Source organism: Bacteroidales bacterium (assembly GCA_035299085.1).
Classification (GTDB): Bacteria; Bacteroidota; Bacteroidia; order Bacteroidales; family UBA10428; genus UBA5072.
Genome location: DATGXG010000050.1, coordinates 40,600 through 52,413, shown reverse-complemented (window position 1 = coordinate 52,413; position 11,814 = coordinate 40,600). Strand labels below are relative to the sequence as shown.

Here is an 11,814-nt window from a genome sequence, read left to right as displayed (position 1 = left end):
AAATAACGCTGTCAGGTCCTATCGGACGCTGACAGGTTAGTTCCGGTGTAAAACCTGACAGCGTCGCAGACCTGTCAGCGTTTTATAATTTTTCTTTAGTGGATTAATTCAATTAAATAACGCTGTCAGGTCCTATCGGACGCTGACAGGTTAGTTCCGGTGTAAAACCTGACAGCGTTGGAGACCTGTCAGTGTTTCAGCATTAATACCTTTTGAATACCGTTGTGGATGTATGCCCGCCGAAACCGAAAGTATTGTTCAGCACCACATTTACCGGTTTACTTACAGCTTTGTTGGGCGTCAGATTGAGTTCAGGATTGATGGCCTCATCCGGTTCATCCAGGTTTATTGTGGGAGGAACCGTGTTGTTTTCAATTGCCTTTATACAGGCAACAGCCTCTAAAGCACCGGCCGCACCCAGCAAATGACCGGTCATCGATTTGGTGGCGCTTACATGCAGGTTTTTTAAAGCGCCATTAAATACTTTTTCAATGGCTTTGCACTCACTTACATCACCTACAGGAGTTGATGTGCCATGGGCGTTAATATATGAAACATCATGAAGTGTTATTCCCGCGTCAGCAATGGCTCCTTCCATGGCAAGCACCGCCCCCAGTCCTTCAGGATGTGTGGCTGCAACATGGAACGCATCGGAAGCAGCACCATATCCGGCGAGTTCACAATAAATATGTGCTCCCCTGGCCAGTGCATGTTCCAGTTCTTCGATCAGCAGTACTGCTGACCCTTCACCGGCCACAAATCCGTCCCTTTTTTTGTCAAACGGCCTTGATGCTTTTTCAGGAAAATCATTTAAGGTTGACAGGGCTTTCATCGAATTAAAGCCGCCGATGGAGGATTCGGTGATTGTGGCTTCCGATCCCCCGGCAAGCATAAAATCGACCCGACCCAGACGTATCAGGTCAAGTGCATTCGCTATGGCATGATTGGATGAGGCGCAGGCCGAAGTGAGTGCATAACTGATTCCATGCAGGCCATAGCGGATGGATATCTGCCCCGAAGCAATATTCGAAATCATTTTGGTAATAAAGAAGGGATTGAACCTTGGATTCCTCCCGCTCTGTATAAAAGAAGCAAATTCGTCCTCCATTGTCTGCAATCCCCCTATCCCCGTGGCAATAATTACTCCCGCCCGGTTTAGGTTGACTGACTTCAGATCAATACCCGAATCCCGGATGCATTGTTCCGATGCAGCTATCGCATATTGTGCAAATAAATCGAGTTTCCTGGCTTCCTGCTTTTCCATATATTCAACAGGGTCAAAGTTTTTTACCTCGCAGGCAAATTTGGTTTTGTGCAGGGTGGTGTCAAAACGGGTTATCATTGCGGCACCGCTTTTACCGCCAGCCAGGTTTTTCCAGAATTCATTCACCGTATTGCCGACAGGTGTAACGGCACCCAGACCTGTGATTACTGCTCTTTTCATAATTTGAAATTGACGGGTATGTAAATAGTTCAAGGATATCTCAACTTTTAAGATCATCAAGGATGGACTGGCAAAAAATCTTGTAGTCCATTCTTTCAATTAAATCATTCAGCTGCAAACTCGCTACCAGGCTTGATAAAATCCGTGCAGCCTTTGTGGCCGCATCATCATGAAAGATAAAAGTTTTTTTTGTCTTTCCCCGTTCCAATAGTTCGGTAAGCCATTTCAGCACAAGGTTAATCATCTTCTTCAGCTCCCTTTGCGTTGACTCGCTCAGCGTGGCGTAGTCGGGACTCAGCGCACCAATGATACACTTCTTTTGTTCACGGTGGCTCTTTTTATAAATCTTAAGAAATGTTTCCATCTGGTGCCATTCATCAAAATCACGGCTTTGCAAATTCTCAACCATCTCTTCAAATCGCAGGATGTTGGTTTTGACAATACTGGTGCCCAGGTTCTCTTTTGTGGGGAAATAATAATGAACGGCAGCGTTCTTTATGCCTAGCTCCGATGAGATATCCTGGTAACTGAATGCATTATAACCCTTTGTCCGGATCAGGCTTTCACCCAACTCAAGTATTCGTTCACGGGTTACCGACATAGCTGAATTTTGATGCAAATATACTTACTAATAAGTAAGTTTCCAAAAAAAGTGACTAGTAACTGGTGATTAGTCTTACTTCCCAGTCACCAGTCACCAGTCACGAATCACTAATCACTAATCACTAAATACCGTTCCAGGCGATCCATTCCCTCCCTGATATGATCAAGGGAATTGGCATAGGAGAACCTCACATAGCCCTCGCCACGGGTGCCAAAATCGGTTCCCGGCGTTATGCCCACGTGTGCATTTTGAAGGACATCAAAAGCAAATTTGTATGAATCGCATGTGAATCTGCATGCGTTCGCAAAAATATAGAAAGCACCCTGGGGTTCGGCTTCTATTTCAAATCCCATATTCCGTAGTCGTTTTAACATATAAACGCGGCGTTCATCATATGTTCTTCTCATAGCAGCTACATCACTGTCTGAATTTTCAAGTGCGGAAACAGCAGCCTGCTGGGCCAGCGAAGGTGCACATATAAACAGATTTTGCTGAAGGATTTGCAGGGAACGAATATATTTACGGGGAGCAATAATATAACCCAGCCTGAGACCCGTCATGGCAAACCGTTTTGAAAATCCGCTGACAACAATTGCTTCTGGTGAAAATTCAAGAACCGACCTTGTTTTGCCGGAATATACCAGTCCATGGTAAATTTCATCGGATATTACCGGTATGCCTGTATCCACAAGCTGCCTGTATACATCATCCTTAACCAGCACTCCGCAAGGATTCATAGGAGAATTAACCATAATGGCTTTGGTTCTGGTTGTTCTGGCTTTCATCACTTGACTTATCTCAAACTGGAAATCATTTGATGCACTTACAGGCACATCAACGGGTACGGCATGACACGACAGGATGAAATTCCTGTAACAGGGATAACCCGGGTTCGAAATCAGTACTTCTTCACCGGCATCGCAAAGAGTCATAAGCATCATCAGTATTGCAGGCGATGAACCGGATGTAATCACGATGCACTCCGGATCGACGTCAACATTATATTCGCGGTGATAGAAAACAGTCAACGCTTTACGCAATGACAGGTCACCGAGCGAATGGGTGTAATGGGTATGACCGTTATCAATAGCCTTATGAGAAGCCGAAGAAATGCATGACGGCATTGAAAAATCAGGTTCACCCACTTCGAGGTGAATAACGGAAATTCCCTGTTGTTCCATTGCTTTTGCCTTCTCCAGCACCTCCATCACAATAAAGGGAGTCATCTGGGAAAGAACCGGGTTCATAGTGCTGTAAATTGAGGCACTAAAGTAAGGATTTTTATCCTTAAACTGCAGTCGTCTCATGACGACTGCAGCAAAGATTGAGGGTTTCACCTAACAATTTTCGGGGAATACTTTTTAATCAATTTACCTGGCCCATTATGGCAACATAGTTCTTTCCATATTTTTTGGCACAGGCGGGACAAGTGGTATACCACATGTACCATTTTTTAATTTCCATACCTTTTTCTCCGGCAATCTTCTTATAATCATCACACCATTTTGCTGTATCCTTAAACGGTCCTTCATAAACCCTGGTATAAAACTTGCCGCTGAGTGTTGTATTCTGCAATCCTGTTACCGGTTTATCCACAGCCAGGTACAAATCCATGTTCCACTTCGATGTATGATCTGAAAGACACAGCCAGTCAGGCACATTTATATTTGATTCCTGCAGTTTCTTATTCAGCCTGCGCATAACACTCCCAAAATTCAGCGGCATAAACATAAACGTTCTGACACTGGCTTTTACAAACTGTTTTTGTTGCCATTCAAGCGTTTTGTCATCCCAATTCTCAGGCACATAACGCGGACAACATTCGGTTTCTGGTTTTTGTGCAGCCATGGCTTAATTGAGTTTCTTAAGGTTCTCAAGAGCTTCCTGTGAATACTGATGGATTTGGGCCACGATTTTACAGGTTCCCAGTTCGTCGCAATCGGCACACGTTTCAAATCCTTTACTGATGACACAATTCCTTACCTGGCATTCACTGCAGTGCGCAATTTTGGCGCCTTTTTCACGGCATCCTGTGCAATTAATCGTTTCGTAAGGAATGGAAGGCACATTGAACATTTTCTGCCAGCTTTCGGCAGTCTTTTTACGGAGTTCATCGTCATTATTCACTGTGGCGATGTAAGCATCGCAAACCTCACAATTCAGCCCGCAACAGGCTATAAATTTTTTATTCATGATAGGGTAACGTTTAAATGATTAGATAATAATCAAAAATTTTGTTTATAATATAAGCAATTCAGAATTACTTCCAAATATTATGGAAGAAATTTGAACTTTCAGGCAAGTTTTAGATGACGCCTGTTAAAAATATAAGCACCAATAAGAAAATAAATAATGCTGAGTAGAACAAGTGAAACGATCTCAGGCACAATGCTTATGACATCCATATCCATAACCAGTGTTTTATTCAGGGCGGAAATGGCATGCACAGGTGACATGAGGCTTTGAACCGATACCGGGTACCCGGCAAAAGTAAAGAGGGGTTGTGCTTTCATCGGAAAAGCGGCACCTGTAAAAAACATAAACAAAAACATGGGAAAATTGCCCACAATAAGCACTTCATTGGTCGATTTGGTTACAGCGGCGATAATAAGACTGAATGAAATAATGGATATGCTCGTCAGTCCTGCAATAAGCAGCATGATCCATAAAGAACCCCGGTAATCAAAACCAAGTGAAACAGCAGTTAACAGGGTGAGAATCATCGAAAGAATTCCTACAACGGTTTGTACAAATCCTATTCCTCCGAGGAATTCCCATGCGTTTATATCTGAAAGCCTGAGCCTTAAAATGGTTTTGTTTTCCACTTCAGATACAAAGGCAATGCTGGCTGTAAACATCAGCATAATAAGAGATATGATAAGCAGGCCGGGAACGATCATATCAAAATCATCCATTCCTGCTGACGATCCCAGTGCGGTTTCGTGTACATCCAGCAGGTTTTTATTACCTGTCGCCTCGTTCAGGTAGTTGTTTATGGTTTCATTCACCCATATTGCCGAAAGCAAATAACCGGCGGATGTAACGTCACCGACAATTTCAACGGGTATGCCCCCTGTTGAATCATTGTTTATCCTTTCACGGATACGCGAAGAAAATTCCGGGGGAAAAATAATGAGGGCATCCGATTCTTTATTTTTTATACTTGAAATGCCTGTTTCCCTGTCTGTTATTTCCTTTAAACGGACAGGAATAAATGAAGAATCGGCAATGCTTTCAGAAATGTAGGCAATGGCCGAGCGGCCCATGTTTTCGCTTAAATTACCTGTAACGTACCCCTTGTCATTATTCAGGACAAGCACATCATAACCGGGCTTTGATGATTCCACAATGAGGTAATAGACAAATATAAAGAACGGCCCCATGATGAGCGACAAAAGCAGCACCCAGTAACTTCTTACCTGCTCTCTAAAGCTCTTTGTAATAACACTGAATAGTTTCATTGCCGAAGGGTTCTGCCGGTTAATTGAATAAAAACATCTTCGAGAGTATTCTCACGAAGCCTGAATTCACTGATGGTTATTCCGCAATCCGCTGTAAGCGCATTCACCAGGGTAAAAACCTCTGTAAAATCTTCATGCCTTAGGAGAATTTCTGAAGATTCAGGGTTTACAAGCCTTGGAACAATTTCAGGTTTATTTTTAAATGCAAGAATGGCTTCTGGAGATCCCTTCAGAAATAATTCAAGTAAGTTTCCGCTACCCACTGTTGCTTTCAGTTTCGAAGGCGTATCCAGTTTCAGCAGTTTGCCGTAATCCATGATGGCAATTCGGTCCGCAAGCCTGTCGGCTTCATCCATATTATGCGTGGTAAGGATAACGGTTTTCTGATTTCCCATGTTCCTGATATAATCCCTGACCAGTATCCTGCTTTGCGGATCGAGGCCTGCTTCAGGTTCATCAAGTATGAGCAATTCCGGGTCGTGGATCAGGGCCAGGCAAATGTTAAGCCTGCGTTTCATACCACCTGAAAGTCCGTAGGCCATGGCATTTGTTTTATCGGACAATCCCAGATCAGCCAGTAGTTTCAAAGCATTGCGGCGTGCCTGTTTCACCGGGATACCGAACATATTCCCTGTAAAAACGAGCTGTTCAAAACAGGTTAACCTGGGATAAAGTATATTCTCCTGGGAACAAAACCCTATACCGTACTTTTGGAACTTGTTGCCATTTTTGGGAAAACGGATGCTTCCCACTGAAGGAGAAAGCAAACCGCAAATCATATTTATTGTTGTTGTTTTACCTGCACCGTTGGGGCCAAGCAGGCCGAAAATTTCATTTTCTTCAACCGTAAAACTGAGGTCATTTACGGCAGTGAAGTCGCCGAATTTTTTCACAACCCGGTCAACTTCCACCATTGGTTTCATTGTTGTCAGTTTACTGACACAACCATTTCCTTCATATACTTACCTGTCCATTTGGCAATTGTCTGGTGGAATTTGTGCATGCCTTTTGGCGCAGCGTACATGAGAAAACAGGCTTTGGAAACGATGTCTATGTTTTTTTCTGCTGCGAGTTTAAGGGCTTCAGGCGACTCGCATCCGTTCTGTATCCATATATTTTTAATTCCTTTTGCAATCGCTTCTTCAAGGACTTTTTTGGTATCCCTTTTATGGGTTGCGATAAGCAGGTTCTGAACGCTGCTGTCGAGGTCGGCCACGGCTTTCACCACATCAATGTTTTCAAGATTTCCGCCCTTGGGATTTACAGGAATAACATCAAAGCCCCTTTCCTTTGCGGTTTTAAACAGCAGGAAACCAAACTTCCTGGGATTGTGAGAAACACCGGCAAGAGCCATTTTTTTCTCATTCAGGAAAATGTCAATAATTTGTCTTGTATTCATATTATTTGTGGTTTTTGAATTTCAGGAACAGTAGTCTCCCGAGTAATAATTTACGGGTATTGTGTTTTGGATTGATTTTTTTCACTTTAGGATACAGCCATATAAGAGGAAACAGGAAAAACAACCACCATTTTGAGGTGCTTTGTTCCCTGTCGATTGACAGATCAGCAGTATCAAAGTGATATTTCACTGCAATGTAATTGTATTGATCCAATGTCAAAGATGAAATATGCTGAAGCCCGTCATAATTATCAAGTTGTAGCGGTTTAAAAGCAAGGAAAAATCCTGAAAAAAGGAATCGTATCCTTGATTTCAGTGTGAGTATGTTTGGAGTGGTAATATACAGCCGGCCTCCGGGTTTCAGTACCCTGCCTGATTCACTGAAAAACATTTCATGATCGGCAATATGCTCGCTCACTTCAATGGCAATGATCAGGTCGAACGTATTATCCGGATAGGGAAAAGGTTTTGTGATATCAACTTTCGTACACGCTATCTTATCGAATTCAAAAATTTCAGGAAAAAGATCACAGGCATGAACATCATAACCCATGTTGAACAAACGCTGACTGAAGGCACCGTGACCGGCTCCCATATCAAGAGCCTTACAACTGACGGGTTCCGCCTGCTTTTTAAAATATTCAAGGAACCGCTGATGCGTTCCCGGCATTGTAATAGGTTTTATTTCAGTCATATAAAATTATTAGCGGGTCTAAAATTAGCGATTTCCTTATAACAATCCAGAATTCCGAAAACTACAATTTAGTCCTGAGAATTTTTATCCCCTTCATCAACCCTTCACGACGGTATTCATAGCTTTCGCCGGGGTGGGTGCACAGGGGAATAAGACCTTCGAGGTTTTCCTCAACAAGCTGGATAAATTCCGCAAGCGGAAGTATACAACCTTCGGCTATTTCAAAAAACCTTACGAGAATATGATCCAGTTCATTATTGTAATTATGCTTCAATACAGGATGAGAGAATTGTGGCAGCAGATCATCACATGTACCGTTTTTCAGGTGTACACAGGGGGAACACAGATCATCCGCTTCAAGAACAAAATGAATATCCTGGTTGGGATCTTCAAGTATACTGCGCGTAATGGAATGTTGCGCATGTCCGTAATCATGCGGCACAAGCGGTCGCTGATGACCGATGTTCCTGATTATGTCAATCAGATGATGGGGCTTTAGTCGAAGCACTCTTTAAAAATTAATTATATTCGTGACCTTTTGCTAATTTAATAATATAAGTGCATGCTTGCATCAGGCCGAAAGATTTTACTGATTTTTTTTCTGCTTATACTGCATTATTCTTTGCTTTTTTCACAGATCAGTCATTTCCTTCCTGCCATGAGGGCCAATGATAACAATAAAGAACTTTCAAATGATTCGGCCGATTGGAAGGTGCACAGGCTCATCAAAGATATCCATCCCTCATCTTCGGCATACCCTTCAATATCCTTCGGTGGTGAAGACCGGGAGCAGTTCAGGTATTTCAGTCATGTCAATTTCGGAGATGTGCCAACCGGTTCGGATGATGAGGACATTTACATGCAGCACCGCCTGCTGCTACACACTGATATCATGGTTAACAGCTGGCTTCGATTTTTTATCCAACTCAACAGTTGTCATGCCAATGGTCGTAATCCTGAACTGCATAAGGCTGACAGGGATGATCTGGGTGTGATGCAGGGTTTTGCGGATTTAGAATTCAAAGGAAAGTTGGGTTTCAGACTAAGGGCCGGAAGGCAGGAATTGAGTTATGGCGCGGAAAGGATCCTGGCACTTCGTGACGGCCCGACAATCAGGCAAAATTTCGACGGAGTACAGGCAGCCCTGAATGCAGGTAAGTACAAACTGGATCTGATGGCTGTTCAGCCTGTACTGTATAAACCGGGCGTCTTCGATAATTCACGACGGAAACAGGAACATATTTACGGCGCGTATTTTTCATCGTCAGCCATTCAAAACCATCAGGCCGAATTATATTACTTCAATGCCGGATTTCACAACGCCATATTTGCATCCGATACTGCTGATGATACCAGGAATTACCTGGGAACACGCATTGCGCGGATAAAAGGCAATCTTAATTATGAAATAGAAATAACCCTTCAGAATGGGAAGCATGGCAAAAGCAACGTAAAAGCCTGGCATGTTTCACCCCAGGTTTCATACCGTTTTAATGAAGCCATTTTTCAACCGAAATTTACATTAAGAGCATCAGCTTTTTCAGGCGACAAAAAAGCTAATGATAATGAACTGAATACTTTCAGGCCGGTATCTGCAAAACCTCCGGTTTATGACCTGACACCGGTGGGACCGGCAAACATTGTGCTTGTTTCACCTGAAGCTGAATTCATGTTCTCGCCCTGCCTTACCCTAATATTGAGATATCTGAATGTAAACCGGTTATCGGGAAATGACGGCATGTATCCGTCGGACATGCGGAAAATGACAAGAATAAAAAATGAGGAAGGAATTGAGCTCGGCCGCCACATTCTGAACGGCGCAGCATTCGATCTGCTTTATGTGCCGAATAAACACATAGCCATCCTGCTTTACGGAGGCTGTTTCACCGCCGGCAACTACATCCGTAATACCGGCAACGGCAGGAATATAACCGCTTTTTCGTTAAGGGTGAATTACAGGTTGTAAGGCCGGTACAGTCACTAATCACTATTCACACGCACTAATCACCACCACGAACTCCCCTCTCGGTTCACTCTTTGAGAAATGGGCAATCAGCTCATCAAAAGTGCCCCTTACATTTTCTTCATGCACTTTTGAGATTTCACGGGATACTGAACACAGCCTTGTTTCGCCCATTACATTCTTTAGTTCCTGCAATGTACGTAAGATGCGATGCGGTGATTCATACACAATGATAGTCCGTTCCTCTTCAGCCATCTGTTTAAGCCTTGTTTGCCTACCTTTTTTATGGGGCAGAAATCCCTCGAAACAGAATTTATCGCTTGGAAAACCTGAATTGACAAGAGCCGGGATCAATGCCGTTGCTCCGGGTAAACATTCAACGGGTATGTTATTTTTCAGGCATTCACGAACCAGCATAAATCCGGGGTCGGAAATAGACGGCGTTCCTGCGTCGCTTACAAGCGCGGTCAATTCTCCGCCAGCTATTCGATCAGCCAGTTCTGCGGTTTTCTGATGTTCATTGAAAATATGATAGGATTCAAGGCGGGTATTAATTCCATAATGAGTGAACAGTTTACGTGTTGTTCTTGTATCTTCCGCAAGCACCAGGCTTACTTCCTTCAGAACCCGTATTGCCCGCAGTGTAATGTCTTCAAGGTTTCCTACAGGTGTGGGAACTACAAATAATTTACTCATGCCTGCCCTTTATGAATTTGCGACGGATTATATCAAGTAGCATCTGCACTGGCTCACTGTCCATATCCCAATTGAATTGCTGACTCATAAAATTGTAGGCTTCATTGAAATTGGCCGAATTATTCAGAACGGCGATGGCATTTTCAAAAGCAGTCTTATCATTATTGAACAGTTCACGAACGAATGTAAACCTGTCGTTCAGCGCTATGGCGGCCATCAGGTCGGATACCGGTTTGATATGAGCCGTGTGTTCCGATTCGCGGCCATACGTTTGATGCAGGCTCTCAAGCAGCGTTGTTCTGTCGCGGAACTGATCGGCAAGAGTCTGCATATTTTTTTCAGCCCTCGATTTTTTTACCGTTTCCTCCTTTTTCTCAATATATGCTTCCTTAATCTCCACAACCGTTTCCTTAATTTTCTCTGTAATAACCTCCGGAGGTTTTGCTTCAGGTTCAGTGACCTGTATTTTTTTTTGTTCTGGCGGTTCAGGTGTTTTATCTTCCTTAACAGGTGCGTCGGCTCTATCAGGTGATGTAACAGGTTGTTTGGTATGCTGCGGCAACGTATCAATTCCCCTGATCAGCAGCAACAATTCATACAGATTCCGCAATTTCTGCAAAGCAAGATCAATTTCGATAGGTGGTACCTGATTGTTGTCGGAGAATCCTTTCAAAAGATCCTCCACTTCATAAAGGCTTTCCAATGCAGCTTCCAAAGTATGCCGGTAACTCATATCCAATATATTTCTGTAAAAATAATGTATTTTTGACCTCTTTTTTAACGTGAAATGAAGAAGTTAATTTTACTGTTCCCCGCAATTTTAGCCTTAAAAGTGAGTGCTCAGAATTTACAGGTGCACTATGATTTCGGTAAGGACCGGAAATTTATAACTTCAACGCTTGAAATGTTTAAACCTGACACCCTGGGTTCAACATTCTGGTTCGTTGATTTCGATTACAATTTACCGGGCCATCCCCGAAGCATGTCTGGCGCATATTGGGAAATCTCAAGAGAATTTTATATCCCCGGGTTGAGAGATAAAAAATTTTTCGATGAGCTTACTTTTCATATTGAGTATAATGACGGCTTTGGAGCTTTCCCCGTGTCCACCGATACGCTGGGCGCCTTCACTTACAACAGTGTCTTTCTCACGGGATTCAGTCATCCGGTCAAATTAGGTAGCTTTGTCCTGACCACCCAATGGCTTTGCCGGCTTGCGAGAGGAGCCCGGTCACCCGATTTCCAGTTTACCCTTGTATGGTTTCAGCCTGTCTTTAAAGGAAAAATCCTGCTGACCGGGTATGCCGATTTTTGGTCACAGGACAAATTTTTTGATCCCGATAAAAAAGAACTTGTTTTTCAGTCTGAACCACAGATATGGTACCTTGTTACACAAAAAATCGGGTTGGGCGGTGAAGTGGAAATAAGCCGGAATTTTCCCGTGGGTCCTAACGACTGGCAGTTCTCGCCTACCCTGGCCGTGCGATGGGAATTTTAATTTAGCAACCTAGTTTATCTCCTTTGACTTACCTTTGCAACTGATCGTTCACCCG

The 11,814-nt window shown here is 43.3% G+C and carries 14 protein-coding genes; 2 read left to right on the top strand and 12 right to left on the bottom strand.

What is annotated here, in order from left to right:
* Nucleotides 1-202: 202 nt before the first annotated feature.
* The 10 genes from fabF to VK179_17200 all read right to left on the bottom strand — a co-directional run bounded on the left by fabF (nucleotide 203) and on the right by VK179_17200 (nucleotide 8,110).
* A complete protein-coding gene (gene fabF / locus VK179_17245; GenBank protein HLO60501.1) occupies nucleotides 203-1,444 on the bottom strand; it encodes a beta-ketoacyl-ACP synthase II in 1,242 nt (413 codons plus the stop codon).
* A 40-nt stretch (nucleotides 1,445-1,484) separates the two neighbouring features.
* Nucleotides 1,485-2,045 carry a TetR/AcrR family transcriptional regulator gene (locus VK179_17240; protein HLO60500.1) on the bottom strand — a complete coding sequence of 187 codons (561 nt, stop codon included), beginning with the start codon at nucleotides 2,043-2,045 and terminating at the stop codon, nucleotides 1,485-1,487.
* Nucleotides 2,046-2,155: 110 nt separating this feature from the next.
* Nucleotides 2,156-3,355 carry a pyridoxal phosphate-dependent aminotransferase gene (locus VK179_17235; GenBank protein ID HLO60499.1) on the bottom strand — a complete coding sequence of 400 codons (1,200 nt, stop codon included), beginning with the start codon at nucleotides 3,353-3,355 and terminating at the stop codon, nucleotides 2,156-2,158.
* 58 nt (nucleotides 3,356-3,413) lie between these two features.
* Entirely contained in the window at nucleotides 3,414-3,896 is a 483-nt protein-coding gene (locus VK179_17230; GenBank protein ID HLO60498.1) for a hydrolase, read from the bottom strand.
* A gap of 3 nt (nucleotides 3,897-3,899) precedes the next feature.
* Nucleotides 3,900-4,241, bottom strand: coding sequence for a DUF3795 domain-containing protein (locus VK179_17225; protein ID HLO60497.1), 342 nt, complete (start codon nucleotides 4,239-4,241; stop codon nucleotides 3,900-3,902).
* 101 nt (nucleotides 4,242-4,342) lie between these two features.
* Nucleotides 4,343-5,509 (bottom strand): ABC transporter permease, encoded by a 1,167-nt coding sequence (locus VK179_17220; GenBank protein HLO60496.1) that lies wholly within the window; start codon nucleotides 5,507-5,509, stop codon nucleotides 4,343-4,345.
* Nucleotides 5,506-6,432: an ABC transporter ATP-binding protein gene (locus tag VK179_17215; GenBank protein HLO60495.1), complete on the bottom strand. Its 927-nt coding sequence runs from the start codon at nucleotides 6,430-6,432 to the stop codon at nucleotides 5,506-5,508. Before VK179_17215 ends, VK179_17220 begins: the two co-directional genes overlap by 4 nt.
* A 5-nt stretch (nucleotides 6,433-6,437) precedes the next feature.
* Entirely contained in the window at nucleotides 6,438-6,908 is a 471-nt protein-coding gene (locus tag VK179_17210; protein HLO60494.1) for a CoA-binding protein, read from the bottom strand.
* A 1-nt stretch (nucleotide 6,909) separates the two neighbouring features.
* Nucleotides 6,910-7,602 (bottom strand): class I SAM-dependent methyltransferase, encoded by a 693-nt coding sequence (locus tag VK179_17205; GenBank protein ID HLO60493.1) that lies wholly within the window; start codon nucleotides 7,600-7,602, stop codon nucleotides 6,910-6,912.
* A 61-nt stretch (nucleotides 7,603-7,663) separates the two neighbouring features.
* A complete protein-coding gene (locus VK179_17200; GenBank protein ID HLO60492.1) occupies nucleotides 7,664-8,110 on the bottom strand; it encodes a DUF1284 domain-containing protein in 447 nt (148 codons plus the stop codon).
* A gap of 54 nt (nucleotides 8,111-8,164) precedes the next feature.
* Here VK179_17200 and VK179_17195 point away from each other — a divergent pair, with 54 nt between their 5' ends.
* The gene (locus VK179_17195; GenBank protein ID HLO60491.1) at nucleotides 8,165-9,568 is read left to right on the top strand and encodes an alginate export family protein; all 1,404 of its coding nucleotides are present in this window, start codon (nucleotides 8,165-8,167) and stop codon (nucleotides 9,566-9,568) included.
* 21 nt (nucleotides 9,569-9,589) lie between these two features.
* Here VK179_17195 and rsmI read toward each other — a convergent pair whose 3' ends face one another.
* Together rsmI and VK179_17185 are read right to left on the bottom strand one after the other, a co-directional pair.
* Entirely contained in the window at nucleotides 9,590-10,261 is a 672-nt protein-coding gene (gene rsmI, locus VK179_17190; protein HLO60490.1) for a 16S rRNA (cytidine(1402)-2'-O)-methyltransferase, read from the bottom strand.
* Nucleotides 10,254-10,994, bottom strand: coding sequence for a hypothetical protein (locus VK179_17185; protein HLO60489.1), 741 nt, complete (start codon nucleotides 10,992-10,994; stop codon nucleotides 10,254-10,256). Before VK179_17185 ends, rsmI begins: the two co-directional genes overlap by 8 nt.
* A gap of 54 nt (nucleotides 10,995-11,048) precedes the next feature.
* Here VK179_17185 and VK179_17180 point away from each other — a divergent pair, with 54 nt between their 5' ends.
* Nucleotides 11,049-11,759, top strand: a complete 711-nt coding sequence (locus VK179_17180) for a DUF5020 family protein (protein HLO60488.1) — start codon at nucleotides 11,049-11,051, stop codon at nucleotides 11,757-11,759.
* The last annotated feature ends 55 nt before the right edge of the window (nucleotides 11,760-11,814 follow it).

Bases quoted from the DNA above. Each gene is read 5' to 3' on its own strand.
- VK179_17230 (HLO60498.1), bottom strand. From the start codon at position 3,896: ATGGCTGCACAAAAACCAGAAACCGAATGTTGTCCGCGTTATGTGCCT.
- VK179_17195 (HLO60491.1), top strand. From the start codon at position 8,165: ATGCTTGCATCAGGCCGAAAGATTTTACTGATTTTTTTTCTGCTTATA.
- VK179_17215 (HLO60495.1), bottom strand. From the start codon at position 6,432: ATGAAACCAATGGTGGAAGTTGACCGGGTTGTGAAAAAATTCGGCGAC.
- VK179_17240 (HLO60500.1), bottom strand. From the start codon at position 2,045: ATGTCGGTAACCCGTGAACGAATACTTGAGTTGGGTGAAAGCCTGATC.
- VK179_17235 (HLO60499.1), bottom strand. From the start codon at position 3,355: ATGAGACGACTGCAGTTTAAGGATAAAAATCCTTACTTTAGTGCCTCA.
- VK179_17180 (HLO60488.1), top strand. From the start codon at position 11,049: ATGAAGAAGTTAATTTTACTGTTCCCCGCAATTTTAGCCTTAAAAGTG.
- VK179_17205 (HLO60493.1), bottom strand. From the start codon at position 7,602: ATGACTGAAATAAAACCTATTACAATGCCGGGAACGCATCAGCGGTTC.
- fabF (HLO60501.1), bottom strand. From the start codon at position 1,444: ATGAAAAGAGCAGTAATCACAGGTCTGGGTGCCGTTACACCTGTCGGC.
- VK179_17210 (HLO60494.1), bottom strand. From the start codon at position 6,908: ATGAATACAAGACAAATTATTGACATTTTCCTGAATGAGAAAAAAATG.
- VK179_17225 (HLO60497.1), bottom strand. From the start codon at position 4,241: ATGAATAAAAAATTTATAGCCTGTTGCGGGCTGAATTGTGAGGTTTGC.
- VK179_17220 (HLO60496.1), bottom strand. From the start codon at position 5,509: ATGAAACTATTCAGTGTTATTACAAAGAGCTTTAGAGAGCAGGTAAGA.
- rsmI (HLO60490.1), bottom strand. From the start codon at position 10,261: ATGAGTAAATTATTTGTAGTTCCCACACCTGTAGGAAACCTTGAAGAC.
- VK179_17185 (HLO60489.1), bottom strand. From the start codon at position 10,994: ATGAGTTACCGGCATACTTTGGAAGCTGCATTGGAAAGCCTTTATGAA.